At 62.7% G+C, this 18620-nt stretch carries 14 protein-coding genes; 9 read left to right on the top strand and 5 right to left on the bottom strand.

All coding sequences use genetic code 11. The features are described from left to right. Positions 1 to 242 precede the first annotated feature (242 nt). From QRN22_RS18320 to glpT, 4 genes are all read left to right on the top strand, one after another. Positions 243 to 1067: an energy transducer TonB gene (locus QRN22_RS18320; protein WP_042556164.1), complete on the top strand. Its 825-nt coding sequence runs from the start codon at positions 243 to 245 to the stop codon at positions 1065 to 1067. A gap of 82 nt (positions 1068 to 1149) precedes the next feature. Beyond that, positions 1150 to 1875: a MotA/TolQ/ExbB proton channel family protein gene (locus tag QRN22_RS18315; RefSeq protein WP_042556163.1), complete on the top strand. Its 726-nt coding sequence runs from the start codon at positions 1150 to 1152 to the stop codon at positions 1873 to 1875. Between the two features lies 1 nt (position 1876). Then, entirely contained in the window at positions 1877 to 2278 is a 402-nt protein-coding gene (locus QRN22_RS18310; RefSeq protein ID WP_042556162.1) for an ExbD/TolR family protein, read from the top strand. 274 nt (positions 2279 to 2552) lie between these two features. Continuing rightward, positions 2553 to 3899, top strand: coding sequence for a glycerol-3-phosphate transporter (gene glpT / locus QRN22_RS18305; RefSeq protein ID WP_042556161.1), 1347 nt, complete (start codon positions 2553 to 2555; stop codon positions 3897 to 3899). Between the two features lie 146 nt (positions 3900 to 4045). Here the strand turns inward: glpT and QRN22_RS18300 are convergent, their stop codons facing one another. The 4 genes from QRN22_RS18300 to QRN22_RS18285 form a co-directional block, all read right to left on the bottom strand. Beyond that, positions 4046 to 4864: an ABC transporter ATP-binding protein gene (locus tag QRN22_RS18300; RefSeq protein WP_042556160.1), complete on the bottom strand. Its 819-nt coding sequence runs from the start codon at positions 4862 to 4864 to the stop codon at positions 4046 to 4048. After that, complete coding sequence (locus QRN22_RS18295; protein ID WP_082045895.1) at positions 4861 to 6441, bottom strand: ABC transporter permease; 1581 nt, start codon at positions 6439 to 6441, stop codon at positions 4861 to 4863. The genes QRN22_RS18300 and QRN22_RS18295 overlap by 4 nt, the downstream gene beginning before the upstream one ends. A gap of 156 nt (positions 6442 to 6597) precedes the next feature. Beyond that, positions 6598 to 7650: an ABC transporter substrate-binding protein gene (locus QRN22_RS18290; RefSeq protein WP_042556159.1), complete on the bottom strand. Its 1053-nt coding sequence runs from the start codon at positions 7648 to 7650 to the stop codon at positions 6598 to 6600. A 279-nt stretch (positions 7651 to 7929) separates the two neighbouring features. Then, complete coding sequence (locus QRN22_RS18285; RefSeq protein ID WP_042556158.1) at positions 7930 to 8883, bottom strand: LysR family transcriptional regulator; 954 nt, start codon at positions 8881 to 8883, stop codon at positions 7930 to 7932. Between the two features lie 191 nt (positions 8884 to 9074). Here QRN22_RS18285 and QRN22_RS18280 point away from each other — a divergent pair, with 191 nt between their 5' ends. From QRN22_RS18280 to QRN22_RS18270, 3 genes are read left to right on the top strand one after another with little or no spacing between them, the layout of a single operon-like run. After that, positions 9075 to 11426, top strand: coding sequence for a TonB-dependent receptor (locus QRN22_RS18280; protein WP_042556157.1), 2352 nt, complete (start codon positions 9075 to 9077; stop codon positions 11424 to 11426). 10 nt (positions 11427 to 11436) lie between these two features. Beyond that, positions 11437 to 12759, top strand: coding sequence for an aryl-sulfate sulfotransferase (locus QRN22_RS18275; RefSeq protein ID WP_042556156.1), 1323 nt, complete (start codon positions 11437 to 11439; stop codon positions 12757 to 12759). Between the two features lie 51 nt (positions 12760 to 12810). Then, a complete protein-coding gene (locus QRN22_RS18270; protein WP_042556155.1) occupies positions 12811 to 14553 on the top strand; it encodes an aryl-sulfate sulfotransferase in 1743 nt (580 codons plus the stop codon). Between the two features lie 31 nt (positions 14554 to 14584). On the opposite strand, the gene QRN22_RS18265 is transcribed toward QRN22_RS18270, so the two are convergent. Next, the gene (locus tag QRN22_RS18265; RefSeq protein ID WP_042556154.1) at positions 14585 to 15586 is read right to left on the bottom strand and encodes an AraC family transcriptional regulator; all 1002 of its coding nucleotides are present in this window, start codon (positions 15584 to 15586) and stop codon (positions 14585 to 14587) included. Between the two features lie 446 nt (positions 15587 to 16032). Here QRN22_RS18265 and QRN22_RS18260 point away from each other — a divergent pair, with 446 nt between their 5' ends. After that, positions 16033 to 16833 (top strand): EAL domain-containing protein, encoded by an 801-nt coding sequence (locus QRN22_RS18260; RefSeq protein WP_082045894.1) that lies wholly within the window; start codon positions 16033 to 16035, stop codon positions 16831 to 16833. Between the two features lie 97 nt (positions 16834 to 16930). Further along, positions 16931 to 18556 carry a methyl-accepting chemotaxis protein gene (locus QRN22_RS18255; protein ID WP_042556153.1) on the top strand — a complete coding sequence of 542 codons (1626 nt, stop codon included), beginning with the start codon at positions 16931 to 16933 and terminating at the stop codon, positions 18554 to 18556. Positions 18557 to 18620 lie beyond the last annotated feature (64 nt).

The following is an 18620-nucleotide window of genomic DNA, read 5'->3' as shown; positions in this document are numbered from 1 at the left end:
TGCATCCACTCCGACGGTTTTCTCTATCAGAGTGCAGTGAGCGCTCTCTGATGCTCAGGGCGCCCGGTTGATCCGACAAGAAACGGACGCTTGAAGGTATATGCAAATAAAGAATTAGCATTGATTAAAAAGTGATTTTACGAAATATAAGGAAACCTTCACTCTAGGCTCCACCAGACGACTGGAAATCTTGTTTGTGCTTAGACCGGCTCTAAGTCGGTATTTCCAGGAGTATCTTCGTAATGGGCAATCTTCAATCCTCTGCGCGCTCCGACGCGACCTGGCAACAGGCGCGTCTGCCCGGAGAGGTACTCGATCTTGGCGTTCCGCTGCGTCATGCACTGGGTACCCTGCGCCACAGCCCATCGGCTTCCAAACCTGTCCTTGGCCGTCGTGAAGCCATCCTGTTGGGTGTTTTCGCGCTGGTTCTGCACGGCGCCGTGCTGCACTGGCTGAGCCAGCGGCCCGAGCCGGTGCTGCCGGAAGTGCCGGTGGAAATCCCACCGATGACCATCGAATTCGCTGCCCCGACTCCGCCACCGGAGCCGGTGATCGAGCCGCCACCCCCCGAGCCTGTCGTCGAGCCGCCACCCCCACCGCCGGTGGTCGATGAGCTGGCGGTCAAGCCGCCGCCAAAGCCGGAGCCTCCGAAGCCCAAGCCGCAGCCGCCGAAACCCAAGCCGGAACCCAAACCCGTGCCGAAACCGGTCGAGCCCGCACCTGCGCCGCCCAAGGTCGAAGCGCCACCGGCACCGCCCGCGCCGCCGGCACCCAAGCCGGTTGCCGAGACGCCGCCTTCCGCCAACGCCGCTTACCTGCGCAATCCGGCGCCGGAGTATCCCTCCCTGGCCCAGCGCCGCGGCTGGGAAGGCACCGTGTTGTTGCGTATCCGCGTACTGGCCAACGGCAAACCCGGAGATATCCAGATCCAGACCAGCAGTGGTCGTGACGTACTCGACCAGGCCGCTGTGAAAGCGGTGCAGCGCTGGAGCTTCGTGCCCGCCAAGCGTGGCGATGTCGCTCAGGAAGGCTGGGTCACGGTACCGCTGGACTTCCGCCTGAACTGACGCGCGCAACACCTATTCCACGAGCCCGGAAGATCCGGGCCCGAACCCTGTCATCGACATACCGTTTTCCGAGGACCGCACCATGAACCTGCTAGTCGATTCCCCCCTGCAATCGGTCGAACATGCCGTCATCTGGCTGCTGATCGGCTTCTCCGTCGTCACCTGGGGCCTGGCCCTGATCAAGGGCATTCAGTTTGCCCGTCAGCGCCACCAGGACCGTAAGTTCCAGAAGCTGTTCTGGTCCGCCACCAGCCTCGACTCGGCCGCTGAACTGGGCCAGAACCAGTCTGGCGCGGTGGCTCACGTTGCCCAGGCCGGCTTCGCCGCCATTCAGGTGCCGGACGGCCAGCAACCGGGTGACCTTAGCCAGGCGATCAACCATCAGGACCGCCTCGAGCGCGCCCTGCGTCAGCAGATCCAGCGTGAGCGTCGTTCGCTGGAATCCGGCCTGGCGGTGGTCGCCTCCATCGGTTCTACCTCGCCCTTCATCGGCCTGTTCGGCACCGTGTGGGGCATCATGGAGGCGCTCAAGGGCATCAGCGCGGCGGGCAATGCCAGCCTGGAAACCGTCGCTGGCCCGATCGGTGCCGCGCTGGTCGCCACCGGTGTGGGCATCGCCGTCGCGGTACCGGCGGTGCTGGTTTACAACTACTTCCTGCGTCGCCTCAAGCTGACCGCCGCGGATCTCGATGACTTCGCCCATGACTTCTACAGCCTGGCGCAGAAGAGTGCCTTCAAGGTCATCGTCCATCCCGGCGCCAAGCGCGGCGGCATCGTCACCGGTCAACCTGTGAAAGAGGCGGTGTGACATGGCGTTCTCGACCCAGGACAACGACGAAGTACTCAGCGAAATCAACGTCACGCCGCTGGTAGACGTGATGCTGGTGCTGCTGGTGGTATTCATCGTCACCGCGCCGCTGCTGACCAACTCGATCCCGATCAATCTGCCGAAGACCGAAGCCGTGGCCCCAGCCGATCAGAAAGACCCGTTGGTGATCAGCATCGATGGTGATGGCAAGCTGTTCATCAACAAGGACGAGATCCAGCCGGAGCTGCTGGAAAGCAACCTGATCCAGGCCAAGGCAGACGACGCCGACCTGAAGGTGCAACTGCAGGCCGACGATCAGGTGGACTACGGTTCGGTGGCCAAGGCCATGGCCGCCATCGAACGGGCCGGCATCACCAAGCTGGCGGTGATCACCGCTCGCTGACCGAGCAATCGGGGTTCTCAAGGCGCGATTCGCCAGGCGGCGAATCGCGCTTTTTTCGTTGCAGTGCCGGTTTGATGGGCACCTCTCCATGCATCTGGTGAGGCTTGGCAGGTGAAGTTAAATCGCCCTTCGGTCCGAATAGCCCGGCTTAGTTCGAATTCCAACAGTTTGTTGGCTTTACCGCTTCAGTTGTGAGTGCTATTTTCGGTAATGAAAATGTCACATAACTGTCACATTTAAAGTGCGCAGCTAAAACAAGAACTGGAGTCTCAGGATGTTCGCCTTCTTCCGTCCCGCCCCTCATCGGGAAACCCTGCCCGAAGAACAGATAGACAGTACCTACCGCCGCCTGCGTTGGCAGATTTTCGCCGGGATATTCATCGGCTATGCGGGTTACTACCTGCTGCGCAAGAACTTCTCGCTGGCCATGCCTTACCTGATCGAGGAAGAGGGCTACAGCCGTGGGCAGCTGGGCTTGGCGATGTCCGCCATCGCCATTTCCTACGGGCTGTCCAAGTTCCTGATGGGACTGATTTCCGACCGCTCCAACCCTCGCTACTTCCTGCCATTCGGTTTGCTGGTGTCAGCCGGCGTGATGTTCGTTTTCGGTTTCGCGCCCTGGGCTACCTCCAGCGTGACCATGATGTTCATCCTGCTGTTCATCAACGGCTGGGCCCAGGGCATGGGGTGGCCGCCCAGCGGCCGAACCATGGTGCACTGGTGGTCGCAGAAAGAGCGCGGCGGCGTGGTGTCGGTCTGGAACGTCGCCCATAACGTTGGCGGTGGCCTGATCGGACCGCTGTTCCTGATCGGCATGGGGCTGTTCAACGACTGGCACGCGGCGTTCTACGTACCCGCGGCAGTGGCCTTGCTGGTGGCGGTGTTCGCCTTCATGACCATGCGCGATACGCCGCAGTCGGTCGGCTTGCCTCCCATCGAGCAGTACAAGAATGACTATCCGGAGGGCTACGATGCCAGCCACGAGAAGGAATTCAGTACCCGCGAGATCTTCGTCAAGTACATCCTGCGCAACAAGATGCTGTGGTTCATCGCCCTGGCCAACGTGTTCGTTTACCTGCTGCGTTACGGCGTGCTCGACTGGGCGCCGACCTACCTGAAAGAGGTCAAGCACTTCTCGGTCGACAAGACGTCCTGGGCGTATTTCTTCTACGAGTGGGCGGGCATTCCCGGTACGCTGCTGTGCGGCTGGATGTCGGACAAGGTGTTCCGTGGCAACCGTGGCCTGACCGGTGTGGTGTTCATGGCGCTGGTGACGGTCGCGACCGTGGTGTACTGGCTCAATCCGCCGGGCAACCCGATCGTCGACATGGCTGCGCTGTTCTCCATCGGCTTCCTGATCTACGGTCCGGTCATGCTGATCGGTCTGCACGCGCTGGAGCTGGCGCCGAAGAAGGCGGCAGGTACTGCAGCGGGCTTCACCGGCCTGTTCGGTTACCTGGGCGGTTCGGTCGCGGCAAGCGCGGCAATGGGCTACACCGTCGACCACTTCGGCTGGGACGGCGGCTTCGTACTGCTGATCGGCGCGTGCCTGCTGGCGATCGTCTTCCTGATCCCGACCCTGTGGCATAAACAGGCGCCGAGCGAAGCGCGCGCGTCCTGATCCAGATCGACCACCTCGGTCGCCGCGCCCTTTGGGGCAGGCGCCCGAGGTGACTCGCCAAGTCGGCAGGTGGGGCCGACGATGATTCGCTTCAGCCCACTCCCTTCATCACGCGGCCGACTTCCCTCTCTCTCGCTGCTCAACTGCTACCAGGCGATGGACGCCATGGGCAGGTCTTCCACCCGTGGCGGTGGAGCGCGGTATTCGCCATCTCCGGTCAGCTGGAACAGCAGCTCTTCGCGCAGTTGCTGGAACTCGTAGCCGTTGCGGTTGCGTGGATGCGGCAGCTCGATATCGACGATGCGTTTGATTCGTCCTGGTCGCGGTTCCATCACCACCACGCGGTCGGCAAGAAAGATGGCTTCCTCGACATCATGGGTCACCAGCAGGCTGGTGATGCCCGCGCGAGCACGGATGGTCAGCAGTTCTTCCTGCATCTGTTGCCGCGTCAGCGCGTCGAGTGCGCCGAACGGCTCATCGAGTAGCAGGATGCGCGGGCTGCATACCAGGCCGCGGGCAATTGCCACGCGTTGCGCCATGCCGCCGGAGAGCTGGTGTGGATAGGCGCGCTGGAAACCATCCAGGCCGACCAACTGAACGAATTCGTTGACCCGACGGAAACGCTCGGCCTGGGTCAGCCCCTCGTTGACCAGCCCCAGTTCGATGTTCTGCTCAACGCTCAACCAGGGGAACAGGCGGTGCTCCTGAAAGACGATGGCGCTTTCACTGCCAATGCCGTCGACTGCCTTGCCATCGATCTGGATGGTGCCGCGAAACTCGCGGTCGAGGCCGATCAGCAGGCGCAGCAGGGTGGATTTGCCACAGCCGCTGGAGCCCAGGATGGCGATGGATTCGCCTTCGCGGATTTGCAGGCTGAATTCGCGGATCGCTTCGAGTTCGCCGGCTTCGATTGGGAAGAACTTGCCGACTTTGTCGAAGCTGACGATTGGGGCTGAGGCGGTCATGCGTTTCTCCAGCGTGTGGCGCGCGCTTCGATCAGTTGTCCGAGATGGTTGAGCAGGGCGCCGGTAAGGCCGATCAGCAGCATGCCGGCCATTACCTGATCCATGCGGAATAGTTGCTGGGCACCGATCATCAGGCTGCCGATGCCGCCATTGGAGGGCATGAAGTATTCAGCGCCGATGGTGCTCAGCCAGGCGAAGATCAGGGCCAGCTTCAGACCGGCGAAGATCGCCGGGGCGGCACCCGGCAGAACCAGACGCAGCAAACGCTGGCGGCTGTTGAGGCGCAGCGCGCGGGCGGCTTCGTCGAGTTGTGGCGACAGGTTGGCGACGCCGCGCTGGGTGGCGATCAGTAAGGGGAAGAAGGTAGCCAGGCCGACGAATACCACTTTGGCCAGTTCACCGAGGCCGAACCAGGCCGTGAGCAGTGGCACCCAGGCGAAGATCGCGATCTGCCGCAGAGCGCTCAGGGTTGGCCCGAAGACCCGCTCGGCGGGTCGGCACAAGCCCAGTACCAGCCCGCTGAGCAGGCCAAGGGTGCTGCCCAGCACCAGCCCGCCGACAGCACGACCGAGGCTCTGCAGCATGGCCTGGATCAGGCTGCCGTCGACGAGGCCCTGCCAGGTGGTGCGCAGCACATCCAGCGGGGCGACCAGAATGCTCGCGTCTATCCAGCGTGCCATTACCGCAGCCTGCCACAGGGCAGCCAGCCCCAGCGGCAACAGCCAGGCCTGCAGGCGCGCCCAGCCCTTGGCACGACTGCGCAGGCGCAGCTCGGCGGTGGGCGGATGGGGCCAGTGGATCAGACGCGCATCGAGCCATTGCACACCGCGGTCGAAGACGATGCCGAACAGGCCGATGACCAGAATGCAGACGAACACGATATCCAGCATGAACAGCTGGCGCCCCCAGACCATCAGGTAGCCGATGCCCTCGCTGGAGGCCAGCAGCTCCACCGCCAGCAGCGACGACCAGCCGGTAGCCAGGGCCAGGCGCAGGCCAGCCATGAACGAGGGCAGGGCTGCGGGAATCACCAGGCGGGTGATGCGCAGGTGCCAGGGCAGGCGCAGCACGGCAGCCGCCTCGCGCAAGCGCGGTTGCGCATCACGCACACCGACCAGCGTGTGCACGGTGATCGGCACGATCACCGCCTTGATCAACACCACCAGCTTGAGCGCTTCGCCGATGCCGAACAGCAGCATGAACAGCGGGATCCATGCCAGGGTCGGCACCTGGGCGAGTGCGGCGAAGGTCGGGTAGATCAGTCGTTCGGCCCGGCCGCTGCTGCCCAGCAGCGTGCCCAGCAGGATGCCGGCCGCCACGCCGCCGAGCAGGCCATAGGCGAGGCGCTGCAGGCTGATGCCAAGGTTGAACCAGAGGTCGTCTCTAGCCAGCTCCAGCAAGGTCTGCCAGACCAGTACTGGGGTCGGCAGGATCTGCTCGCTCATCCAGCCGAAGCGGCTGGCCAGGTACCAGAGCGCAAACAGGCCCAGCGGCAGCAGCCAGGGCAGCAGGCGGCTGGCGGAGAAAGCCGTACGCGGACCCTGAACCTGAGAAATGGACAGAGGCGATGCGCTCATGGGAGCGCTCCGCCCGTACCAGGCTTATGACTGAATGTTATTTTTTGCATAAGTAAGTGAATATCAATTCTTTCGGGAAATAAGAGGCTGCATTAAAGGTGCCTCGCCGACGTGCGGCCAATGCATTCGCCACATATCTTCCATGCCCATGGCGCATCACTCCGCTGCACCCGAGGCATCGTAGCGCTGCCAGCGGTCCTGCAATTTCTGCCGTGCGATGGCCTGCTCGACGAAGCGTGGCTCGAACCATTGCTCGACGTCGAAGGTGCGGCGGATAAGCCCCAGGGTCTTGGCCTTGTCGATGCTGTCCTGATAGCTGTGACGCAGGAAGCTGTCGAGCAGCGGCGAGGCGCGAAACGCCAGGTCATCGTCCCGGTATTCTCGGGCGTAGAGCTCGGCGGGCACTGCGCTCTGTTGCGAGAGCAAGGAGATGTAGGCGTCCAGATTCTCCGCCCTGGAGATCCAGTCGGCATTGCTCACCAGTACGTCGACCAGCTTCTGGGTGGCCTCGGGGTAGCTTTCGATGAAGGCATTGCTGGCGATCACGCCGGTCTGGGTGGTGGCGGTAACCGGCAACTGCTTGGTGCTGACCGGGAACTCGATACCCTGTTTGCCCAGCGCCAGAATGCCCATGCCGGACCAGGCCGCATCGATCTGCCGGCCCGCCAAGGCGGCACGGGCAGCGCTCCAGTCCAGGCTGACGATTTGCAGGTCGCGCTCTTTCAGGCCGGCGGCGGCCAGCACCCGGGCGAAGGACAATTGATCCGCCGTGCCGCGGTATACCGAAACGCGCTTGCCCTTGAGATCCTCCAGGCTCTTGATAGCGGATTCGGGCGTGGCGGCGAGATACATATTGGCGCCACGGCCACCGAGGATCAGCCGCGTATCCAGGCCCGAAGCCCGACCGATGATCGCTGCCAGATCGCCAAGGCCGGCGAAATCCAGCTGGCGGTTGGCGAAGGCTTCGTTGACCGCCGGGCCGGCACCCTTGAAAAAGTGCCATTCGACCTTGATGCCATCCTCTGCGAAGGCGTCTTCCAGCTGTTTGCGGATATGCGCCAGGCCGAGCACGCCAGAGGCGAAGGGCTTGTCGCCGGCACCCTGATCGGGCGCACCGATGCGGATCACCGCCGGCTGTTCGGCAGCCTGAGTGGCGAGGGTTGTAAGCGCCAGCAGGGCGCTGCAAAGCAGAGAGGTCAGTCGTTTCATGGGTCGGTCTCGGCGAAAAATCGTGAGGGGCATTTCACGAAGCCCGTGCTGCGCTGACAAACGCAAAGCGGGAATACTTTGTATGCACGACATGCAACACGGGGCTGGCAGGCCGTTGAAAAACTAACTGCGTTGTCATCGCTGCGTTAAAAACAGCCTGGAGCGCCAGCCCGGTCGAAATGCTCATGTACTGCTCGTACGCTCCGCTTTCTCGCCTGTTTTTGCGGGACCACCATCGGCCTTGCGCTGCCTGCTCCGTCTAGGTTTTTCAACGGCCTGCTAGACCCCGACCTGTGCCAGCGGCATGCCGGCCATCTGGTCGGCCAGTCCGGCATCGCTGCGCTCTATCTGCTCGACCATGGCCCGGGCCAGCGGCGACAGCGCCCGGCCAACACGGCTGACGATGCCATAGCGGGTGTTGAGTTCTTCCAGGTGGCAGGGCAGGTCATGCACCTCGAGGATCTGCAGTTCTTCGCTGAGCAGGTAGTCCTGCAGATTGATCGGGTTGGCGATGCCGATGGCGTCCGAATGGCGCACCACGTTGAGCAGTGCATGGCTGTATTCGCATTCCACGGCGGGCGCGAAGTCACGGCGGCCGCTGTATTCGGTGAGCACCTTGCGGATGTTCGGCGGGCGAAAGGTGGTGGCCAGCGGATAACTGAACAGCTCCGCGCAACTGACGCTGGGTTTGCTGGTGAGCGGGTGGCCGATACGGCAGCAGAAATGCCATTTCTGGGGGCGCAGGCGGGTGATGCGGTAATCCGGATCGGCCTCGAAGCGGCGGGTGTCGGCGACGAAGAACTCGATCTCCTCGGCCACCAGGCGCTTGTTCAACTCCTGCCAGTTATCGACCTGAAAATGCACCCGCGCCTTGGGGTAATCACCAATGAAGCGCGCCACCGCTCGCGGAATCAGTTGCGCGGCAGGGGCCGGGCCGCAGCCGAACAGCAGGGCGCCGGTGCCCGCGTCGTTGAACCGGCTGATTTCGTTGTTCAGATCGTGGGCATCGCGCAGCAGGCGCCTGGCGTGCTCGAGCACCACCAGGCCCTGCTTGGTGGGACGCAATTGCTTGTTGGCCCGATCCACCAGCTGAAAGCTGGCCGCGTGCTCCAGTGCCTGGATGCTACGGCTGAAAGCGGACTGCGAGAGGCTCACCGCGTCGGCTGCGGCAACGAAGCTGCGGTGCTCGGCAAGGGCGACGAAGTGGCGAAGCTGGCGGAGATCGATATGCATTTTCTACATGGAAAGATTCGGTCGAATGCAATTGCTGCAACGGCTCGTGGCTCTTTATAAAGGTAAACGCTTATTACGAAAACTTCGAAGTAAGCATAAATAAAGATCCGTATCGAATATTAAAATTCCGTTCTACGCCCGATTCGCCTCCGCCATACGGCAGCGCTCGCCGCGACATCAAGGAGCAATACATGAACCTGAGCTACCCCGAGCGCGCTGCCGTCATATCGATTCCCTTGAAACCACTGGTTGCCGCGCTGTTGCTCGGCTCTGCCAGCTTGGCTCTGCAGGCTCGCGCCGACGAGCCGGCCCCTGGCCCTCAGCCTGCCGCGCAAGGTGGAGCGGCGTTGGGCACGGTGACCGTCAATGCCCGGCGCCGCGAAGAAAGTGCGCAGTCGGTGCCGACTCCAATCAGCGTGCTGGGGGGCGAGACGCTGGAAAATCAGCGCATCTACCGCGTGCAGGACATCCAGCAACTGGTGCCCAGCACCAGCGTTGCCTACGTGCATGCGAGGCAGTCGAGCATTTCCATACGTGGCCTGGGTAACAACCCGGCCAGCGATGGTCTCGAGGGCAGCGTTGGCGTGTACCTGGACAACGTCTACCTGGGCCGACCAGGCATGGCCGTATTCGATCTGCTGGACGTCGAGCAGATCGATGTGTTGCGTGGCCCGCAGGGCACGCTGTTCGGCAAGAACACCACCGCAGGGGTGCTCAACATCACCACCCGCAAGCCGACCTTCACGCCGGAGCGCAGCATCGAGACCTCGATCGGTGAAGACGGCTACTTCCAGACCAAGGGCAGTATTTCCGGGCCGTTGAGCGAGACCCTGGCCGGGCGATTCTCGGCTTACCGCACCCGCGACGATGGTTATGTCGACAACGTGCACAACGGTGACACGCTGAACGGCGGTGCTCGTCAGGGGTTTCGCGGGCAACTGCTGTTCAAGCCCAGCGAAACCTTCAGCCTGCGCTGGATCGGCGAGTACAACGAAGAGGATTCCAACAATGGCATCCTCTCGCTGTACAGCACCGGCCCCACCATCAATGGCGTCAATCGTTACGAGCAGCGCGCAGCAGCGGCTGGCGCGACCCAGGTGTATGGCAAGGATCGCAAGGTCAACTTCGATTCCGATCAACAGGTCACCGTGTTCCAGGGCGGCACTTCGGTGGAGGCCAACTGGACACTGCCCAACGATTTCACCCTGACCTCCATCAGCGCTTACCGCTGGTGGGATTTCACCCCGCGCAACGACGACGGCCTCAACGTTCCGGCATCGATCAATGCCGGCGTGGCCGTGCGTGACAAGCAGTATTCCCAGGAAATTCGCCTGGCATCGCCTACGGGTGGGGCATTCGATTACGTGCTCGGCGCCTACTATTTCAAGCAGGATCTGGATAACCGCTCGTTCAACCAGAACGGGCCACTGGCCGATGTGTGGAATGGCACGGCAGCAGGCGCTCTGGCCAACGTCAACAGTTTCGGCAATGGCCATATCGATACCGACAGCTATGCGCTGTTTGTCCAGGGCACCTGGCACCTGACCGACAAGCTGGATTTCACCGCCGGCATTCGCGGTACCTATGAGGAGAAGGACGCCTGGATTTCCCGTGATGCGCCGCAGGGCGGTGCCGCGGTCACTGGTGCCGCTGCGGCCCAGCGTCAGGGGCGTTACGGTGCCTATGACTCGGGCAATCTCAGCCAGCACAGCTTCAGCCCCTCCGGGCTCCTCAGCCTGAGCTACCAGTTCAACCCACAGTTGCTCGGCTACACGTCGCTGTCTCACGGCGAAAAATCCGGCGGGGTCAACCTGACCGTCGGTGCAGCGCCTACGGCAGGGGTCGATTCGCTGCTGGTCGGTACCGAGCGCGCCAACAACGCCGAACTGGGGTTCAAGAGCACGTTGCTCGACAACAGCCTGCTGTTCAACGCCAACCTGTTCTGGACGCAGGTCAACGGTTACCAGGCCAATGCTTATGACCAATCCACGCGCACGCAGTACCTGACCAATGCCGGCTCGGTTCGCTCGCGCGGCGTCGAAGCCGAAGCGACCTGGAAGCCGCTACGCGGGCTGACCCTCAACGCCAATGGCTCGTTCAACGATGTGCGCTACACCGATTACGAGAACGCACCTTGCGCGCCGGAAGTGGCCTTCCAGGCGGGCGCACCGGCCTCCTGCGATCTCACCGGCCATCAAGTGGTGGGTGCTTCGAAATGGATCGCCAACCTCAACGGCAGCTATCTGTGGGACCTGGGCAACGGGCTGCAGCCCTATGTAAACGCCAGTTATGCGTTCCGTTCCCGGGCCGTGGGCACCATCGACGACTCCGAGTACGGGCAGATCCCCAGCTATGCGCTGATCAACCTTTCCACAGGGTTGCGCGGCGACCTGGCCGATGGGCAGTGGGACGTTTCCCTGTGGCTGAAGAATGCCGGCGACAAGACCTATTTCACCAGCCTGTGGAACAGCGCCAACGGTGGTTACGCCGGTGTACTCGGTACCCCGCGCACCCTGGGCATGACTGCCCGTTACGACTTCTGAGGAGCAGCCCATGCGAGTTACCGCACTGACCATCGTCAGCCTGTTTCTGGCTGGCGCCTTACAAGCGGCGCCCAGCGTCTATCCCACGGGCGTCACGCGCTACGACCCGAGCAGGGCCTGGAACAACTATGTGATCTTCAGCACGCCGGACCAGCAGACGCGCTTGATCGACATGAACGGCAACCTGATCAAGCAGTGGCCTTACCGTGGTTTCCCCGCCGCAGTGATAGACCCGGCGAACAATGGCGGGCGCCTTGGCGAGGTACTGCTGCAGACGGCCGAGCGTGAAAAGAACGACCCGCGTGGCTTTGGCAACGGCATCAACAATCAGCGTATCAGCGTGCTGGGCTGGAATGGCGAAGTGCGTTGGCAATGGTCGCAAAAGGCGCCGGGCGGCGCATCGTTGCAGCACCATGACTGGCACCGTCTGGCCAATGGCAACACCTTGGTGCTGTCCAACCAGATCCACAAGATCGACGGCTTTCGTCTGGATGAGTCGATTGACGATGTGATCTATGAAGTCGACGCGCAGGGCGACGTGGTATGGCACTGGCTGGCGTCCGAGCACCTTGCCGAGCTGGGCTTTACCGATGAGCAACTGCAGTTGGTACGTGACAGTGACCAGGCCGACTTCCTGCACCTCAACAACCTCAAGGTGCTGGGCGCGAACCGCTGGTACGACGCTGGCGACAGGCGCTTTCATCCTGACAACCTGATCATCGATTCCCGGGAAGCCAACTTCATCGCCATCATCGACAAGCAGACCGGCAAGGTGGTATGGAGTCTGGGCCCGAACTACCCGAAGCTGGACCCACGCAGTACCAAGGTGCCGCGTCCGGTGGATCAGTTGGCAGGGCTGCATGATGCCAACCTGATCGCCAAGGGGCTGCCGGGTGCCGGCAACATTCTGGTGTTCGACAACCAGGGTGGCTCCGGCTATCCACCCGTCGCTGCCACGGTAGCCACCGGGTCGCGTGTCGTCGAGATCGACCCGATCAGCAAGCAGATCGTCTGGCAATACAGCGCGGCCGACTCCAACCAACCGCTGTGGGCCTTTCACAGTTCCTTCATCAGCAGCGCGCGGCGCTTGCCCAACGGCAACACCTTGATCGCAGAAGGCATGTTCGGGCGTTTCTTCCAGGTCACCCCGGCAGGTGAAATCGTCTGGGAGTACGTCAGCCCGTATGTGGGCCCGTTGTTCGGGTCCAAGGCCTCCAGCAACTGGTCGTACCGCGCCACCCCCGTCCCCTACGACTGGGTCCCGGCCGGCACGCCGCGCAGCGAGACGGCGGTCGAGCCGCCAGCCCTGAGCGCTTTCCACATTTCCCAATGACACCCATGGTGGGCGACGCCGTTGCGTCGTCCCGCATTCTCTGGAGCCCCTATGAGCAACCACCAGCAATCCGGCGATAACCAGGCCGAGGACGGCATTCCCGAGGGCGCCTGCCTGACGGCTGGCATCCCCGACACCACAGTCAGTCGTCTTGGCGCCATCGTCCTCAACCCCTATGGCATCGCGCCGCTGACCGCGCTGATCCGCGACGGCGGGCAGACCCTCAGTAATGCCCGTGTGCGAGTGTTGGGCCGTGGCGAGCAGGGTATCGATATCGATTACCCGGTGAGCGACAAGGCGCTGTGGACCCACGGCGGTATCCCGGTGTTCGGTCTGTACCCGGATCACCGCAATGAAGTGGAGGTGGCCTACACTTTGAGAGGCGAGCGCGTCCGCGAGCGTTACAGCGTCTATGCGCCAGCCGTGCGCCTGCCGGCCATCGCCGCGCAGGAAGGCGCCTTGCCCCTGGTCGAACCGGTCAAGGTCGATGCGTCCCTGAAGAAGCGTCTGTACCTGTTCAACCATCTGCTGACGGATGTCGCCGGCAGCAACCGTCAGTTGAAATGGAATGCCCAGGGTGGCGCCGCCGAATGGGATTCGGTGGGCATCAACTGGATCACCGACAGCAGGGGCGAGGTGCGCTGGTACCTGGACATCGAGCGTCTGCACGACTCGACCCGCGTCGATGGCCTGGGCGCCAGCATGGGCTTCCAGCAGACCGCCGATGGCAAGCTTATCTGGGGCCAGGGGCAGCGTTATTTCAAGCACGACCTGTTGGGGCGGCCGGTGTGGGAACGTCGCTTGCCGGGCAAGTTCGCCGACTTCTCCCACGAGATTCGCCAGACCGGTAAAGGCACCTACCTGCTGCGCGTCGGTAGCAGCGACTACCGGCGCGACGATGGCAAACAGGTGCGCTCGGTGCGCGACCAGATCATCGAGCTCGACGAGTCCGGTGAGGTGGTGGAGTTCTGGGATCTGGGGCGCATCCTCGACCCTTATCGTGCCGAACTCCTGCATACCCTCGGCAAGGCGGCGGTGTTCCTGCCGGAGGGGGCGAGCAAGGGCGACAGCCTCGCCGACAACGAGGCTCTGGAAGGCGACAACCTGCCATTCGGCGATGTGCCGGGGGTCGGTATCGGGCGCAACTGGGCCCACGTCAACTCCATCGCCCATGACCCGGTGGACGACGGCATTATCGTTTCGGCGCGTCATCAGGGCGTGGTGAAGATCGGCCGCGACAAGCAGGTGAAGTGGATCCTCGCCGCTCCCCAGGGCTGGCGTGCCGAGTTGCAGGGCAAGGTGCTGACGCCCGTGGATGCCCGCGGCGAGCCGCTGGCGCGGGATGAACAGGGGCGCTACGTCGACGGTTTCGACTGGTCGTGGACCCAGCACACGGCGTGGCTCAGCGGCAAAGGCACGCTGACCGTGTTCGACAATGGCTGGGGCCGCGACTTCGCTCCGACGCGCCTGGAAGGCAACTACAGCCGCGCGGTGGAATACCGCATCGATGAAACCAGGGGCACCGTCGAGCAGGTCTGGGAGTATGGCAAGGCGCGCGGTGACGACTGGTACAGCCCGATCACCTCGGTGGTGGAGTACCGCGCCGACACGGACACGCAACTGATCTACTCGGCTTCGGTGAGCTATCTCACCAAGGAGAAACTCACCCGTCCGGTGCTCAGCGAAGTGAAGTACGGCACTCAGGATGTATTGGCCGAATACCGCGTCACCAGCCGCCAGCCCGGCAACGTGGGCTATCGTGCTCTGGTGATCGAGTTGGAAAAGGCGTTCTGAGTCGGTCCAAGGTGCTGGGCAGCGTCCCTGCTCAGCACTCTTCCTGACGATTTCGGTACTGGCTCGGCGGCATGCCGAACCAGCGCATGCTCGCCTTGTGGAAGCTGCTCTGGTCGCGGAAGCCCAGGGTGGCAGAGATGTACTTCAGGCTGCGGTTGGAGTTGCGCAGAAAATTGTGCGCCAGCTTCAGGCGTGACTCTTCCTGTAACTGGGTGAAACTCACCGTCTCACGCTCCAGGGCGTGCTGCAGGCTGCGTTTGCTCACGCTCAGGGCATCGGCGATTTCGCTCAGGCTGGGGTTGAGTCCCTGGGTGAGCTGCTCCACCAGCAGCCTTACCACGCGGGCGGCGATGGAGCCATTGACCACGTCGTCGAGACGCGCCTGGGCATATTCCTGATGCAGGACATGCAGGGCCTCATCGGCCGTTGGCAGGGTGAAGGCACCGATTTCCTCGCGGAACGTCAGGCTGTTGTGCGGCGCCGAGAAGCGCAGGTTGTCGCCGAACAGTTGCTGCAGTCGTATGGTGCTCTCGGGTTGCGGGTAGGTGAACTCGGCAGCCAGCGGCATGGGCTTTTCGTGAGGCGTGAGCCAGTGGATCAGGCCAAGGGTCAATGCGGCGCCTGCATCGATGAACGCGCGAGGGGCTGGTACGGGGGCGGTGCCGACTTCCAGGCCGATCAGCTTCAGTGTGCCTTGTCGTTGTTCGAGAAGGATGTGCGAGCCATTGCTGGTCAGCGGGTGGAAGTCCGCCAGCAACTTGAGCGCGTTGCCCAGCGTCGGGCTGGACATGATCGAATAGCACTGCGCGCCCAGAATGCTCGGGTGAGCGTGGGCGTAGGTGGCGAGGCCGATATCCGGATTGTTCGCCTGCTCGGTCGCCTGGGAAAACAGGCCATAGACCTGTTCCAGCCTGATCGGCGCACCGCGGCTCAGCGCAGCGACCAACTCGTGATCCAGCGTGCTCGGATCGATGCCTTGTTCGAGCAGGGTCTTGGCCATCACCTGAAAACAGGTGCTCGTCATCGTGTACATCGGTTTTCCTGAGTCGCGGGCGGCTGTGAGTGATCGGATAAAGGCTGCCGGAAGGGGCGTGCGGACAAGAAACAGGTGCGCGGCAACACTATTCGAGTCTGTGCGGCGATGTAAACATAAGCGTGCTTATAAACACCCCTCCAGCCTATCTCTGTCTTTTTGCGACAAGCCGATATGACCGCGCCACGGTCGTCAGTCGGTGTAGATCTCCATCCTCGATCCATAAAACCAATAAAGCGTTTCGTGAACACGTTGCACACCCGAGCTGGCACAAGCGCCGTATCGGTGTGGCGGCGCGTCATCTCGATCCTGGGTTTTCTGGTCCATGCCAGGTTCGACGTCACGGGCCGCCGCTTTATAGCGGGGCATGCATCGAGCGAGCGACGAGGTGCGCAGGGGCAGCATATGGAATGTCGTGCAATGCAGAACTATTTTCGGGTAGCCCAATGATCCATCAGGCGCAGACGCCTGCCGCCGTCGCTGCCGTTGCGTCCACCGATGAAGCTCGAGCCCGTCATTTTTACGGGCAGTTGCGGCAGGGCCTCTTTCACCTCGCGTTTCAGCCCGTGGTGTCACCCGCGAATGCGCAGCGCGTGCTCTATCACGAGGGGTTGCTGCGCAGCACGGGTGAACCGCTTGGTTTCAACCCGTTCGCCGTTCTGGAGCGCCTGCAGTCCATCAGGCAGCTCGATCGCTGCGTGGTCAGCCGCGTGATCGCACTGCTACAGCGCCACCCGCGCATGACCCTGGGCTGCAACATATCGGCGCAGAGCACCAGGCTGGACCCGCACTGGGAACGCGTGCTGCAGCAGCTCGCGGACGATGCCGACCTGGCGCGACGGTTGGTCATCGAGATCACCGAAAGTTCGGCGCAGCCCAGCCATGAAAGGGCAATCGAATTCGTCCATCAATTGAGACGCACCGGCTGCCACGTGGCGATCGATGACTTCGGGTCCGGCTTCGCGACCCTCACCTTCATTCAGCAAGGGCAGCCCGATCTGATCAAGATCGATCAGGGCTACATCCGCCGTGCTCGGCAGTCATCCCTGCACGTCAAGACCCTGAAGCACCTGATCGGCCTGTGCAGCACCCTGGCCGCCCACGTCGTGGTCGAGGGCATCGAGACGGTCGAAGACCTGGCGATCGCCCAGGAGTGCGATGCGCAGTGGGTGCAAGGGTTTCTCTTCGCCCGGCCGAAGGCGCTGATCGATGGCCTCGAGGAGCCTTGCGTCATCGCCTTGAGATGACCGCACGAGCAGGCTCCCACTGCACGTAATTGATATGCCCTACAGGCCCGGCGACGTGTGCCTGAGCAGAATTTTTAGTGATCCAGGAGCAGGTGAGATGTCGTTCAGGAATGTGAAAATCGGTTTGCGCGCGGGTCTGTCTTTCGCCGCGCTGGCGATTCTCGTGGTGGTTCTGGGGGTTACTACCCTGGGGCAGATGAAGCGCATGGACAGCATGTCCGATGCCATCGAGTCGAAGTGGTTTCCCGCGACATTGGCGTTGAACGAATTGAGCACGGCGACGCTGCGGGTCAGGGCCCTGACCCTGCGTTTGTACGTCCTCGACGACGAGCAGGCGAGGCGCGACGCCCTGGCCTTCATCGATGCAGCCAAGGCCGACCTGGAGCGTGCGCAGACGCGCTACGCGGCATTGGTGGATTCCGAGGCCGAACGTGAGTTGTATCAGCGCCTGGTCGCCATCAAGGAGCGTTACATGAAACATCAGGTCGAGGTGGTCGATCTGCTACGTAGCGGGCAAGGTGAGCAGGCCAAGGCAGTGATCACCGGAGTGATGGCCGTAGAGGGCGACACCATCGTCCGCGAGTTGCAGCAACTGACCGAATTCAACCGCCAGGGCGCCAACCAGGCATCGGCCGAGAGCGAAAACGTATATGGCAGTGGTAACACCATCGTGGTGTCGGTGATGCTGGTCGCCACGTTGCTGACCATCTTCCTGGCCGTGTTGCTCACCCGCAGTATCGTCAGGCCGCTGAGCAAGGCGGTTGGCGTTGCGCAAACCATTGCCGCGGGCGATCTCACCCTCGCGTTCAGCGACGATGGACGCGATGAACCTGCCCAGTTGTTGCAGGCGCTGGCCGTCATGCAGCGCAGCCTGCGCGGGACTCTCCAGCAGATTGCCGACTCCTCGAACCAACTGGCATCCGCCTCCGAAGAGCTGCACGCGGTGACCGAGGATTCGACCCGCGGCCTGCATCAGCAGAACAACGAAATCGAACAGGCCGCCACTGCGGTCAACCAGATGACCGCTGCGGTGGAAGAGGTGGCGCAGAACGCGGTGAGCACCTCCGAGGCCTCCCGCGATTCGGACAGCAACGCACGCCGGGGGCAGGATCAGGTGCGGCAGACCGTCGATTCGATTCACTTGCTGGCCCAGGACGTCACCTCGACCTCCGACGAGGTCGGCAAGCTCGCTGGCAACGTGCGCAACATCAGCCAGGTGGTCAACGTGATCCGCGCGATCGCCGAGCAGACCAACCTGTTGGCCCTGAACGCAGCCATCGAAGCCGCCAGGGCCGGCGAACAGGGCCGTGGCTTCGCGGTGGTAGCCGATGAGGTGCGGGCGCTGGCGCATCGTACCCAGCAGTCGACCCGGGAAATCGAGCAGATGATCGAGACCGTCCAGCAGGGTACCGAGCACGCGGTCAAAGCGATGGAAAGCAGCACCCTGCGTACCGAGTCGACCCTGTCCCTGGCGCAATCGGCCGGTCAGGCGCTGGACGGCATCGTGCAGGCCATCGGCTCGATCAACGAGCGCAACCTGGTCATCGCCAGCGCTTCGGAGCAGCAGGCGCAGGTGGCCCGCGAGGTGGACCGTAACCTGGTGAACATTCGTGATCTGTCCCTGCAAACCTCCGCGGGTGCCAACCAGACCAGCGCGGCCAGTCAGGAACTGTCCCGTCTCGCCGTTAGCCTCAATGGCCTGGTGGCGGGCTTCCGGGTCTGACCGAAACGGGCTGCTGCTGAGGTGATGCACAAGGGCGTGTGGTGTTTGCCAACACGCCCTTTTT

The organism is Pseudomonas sp. MEJ086 (assembly GCF_030209025.1).
Lineage (GTDB): Bacteria > Pseudomonadota > Gammaproteobacteria > Pseudomonadales > Pseudomonadaceae > Aquipseudomonas > Aquipseudomonas fulva_A.
This window is presented reverse-complemented; position numbering and strand designations above follow the sequence as displayed.

What these genes read in the sequence shown, in the direction of transcription:
- QRN22_RS18320 (WP_042556164.1), top strand. Translation starts at nt 243, where the DNA reads ATGGGCAATCTTCAATCCTCTGCGCGCTCCGACGCGACCTGGCAACAG.
- QRN22_RS18315 (WP_042556163.1), top strand. Translation starts at nt 1,150, where the DNA reads ATGAACCTGCTAGTCGATTCCCCCCTGCAATCGGTCGAACATGCCGTC.
- QRN22_RS18310 (WP_042556162.1), top strand. Translation starts at nt 1,877, where the DNA reads ATGGCGTTCTCGACCCAGGACAACGACGAAGTACTCAGCGAAATCAAC.
- glpT (WP_042556161.1), top strand. Translation starts at nt 2,553, where the DNA reads ATGTTCGCCTTCTTCCGTCCCGCCCCTCATCGGGAAACCCTGCCCGAA.
- QRN22_RS18300 (WP_042556160.1), bottom strand. Translation starts at nt 4,864, where the DNA reads ATGACCGCCTCAGCCCCAATCGTCAGCTTCGACAAAGTCGGCAAGTTC.
- QRN22_RS18295 (WP_082045895.1), bottom strand. Translation starts at nt 6,441, where the DNA reads ATGAGCGCATCGCCTCTGTCCATTTCTCAGGTTCAGGGTCCGCGTACG.
- QRN22_RS18290 (WP_042556159.1), bottom strand. Translation starts at nt 7,650, where the DNA reads ATGAAACGACTGACCTCTCTGCTTTGCAGCGCCCTGCTGGCGCTTACA.
- QRN22_RS18285 (WP_042556158.1), bottom strand. Translation starts at nt 8,883, where the DNA reads ATGCATATCGATCTCCGCCAGCTTCGCCACTTCGTCGCCCTTGCCGAG.
- QRN22_RS18280 (WP_042556157.1), top strand. Translation starts at nt 9,075, where the DNA reads ATGAACCTGAGCTACCCCGAGCGCGCTGCCGTCATATCGATTCCCTTG.
- QRN22_RS18275 (WP_042556156.1), top strand. Translation starts at nt 11,437, where the DNA reads ATGCGAGTTACCGCACTGACCATCGTCAGCCTGTTTCTGGCTGGCGCC.
- QRN22_RS18270 (WP_042556155.1), top strand. Translation starts at nt 12,811, where the DNA reads ATGAGCAACCACCAGCAATCCGGCGATAACCAGGCCGAGGACGGCATT.
- QRN22_RS18265 (WP_042556154.1), bottom strand. Translation starts at nt 15,586, where the DNA reads ATGTACACGATGACGAGCACCTGTTTTCAGGTGATGGCCAAGACCCTG.
- QRN22_RS18260 (WP_082045894.1), top strand. Translation starts at nt 16,033, where the DNA reads ATGATCCATCAGGCGCAGACGCCTGCCGCCGTCGCTGCCGTTGCGTCC.
- QRN22_RS18255 (WP_042556153.1), top strand. Translation starts at nt 16,931, where the DNA reads ATGTCGTTCAGGAATGTGAAAATCGGTTTGCGCGCGGGTCTGTCTTTC.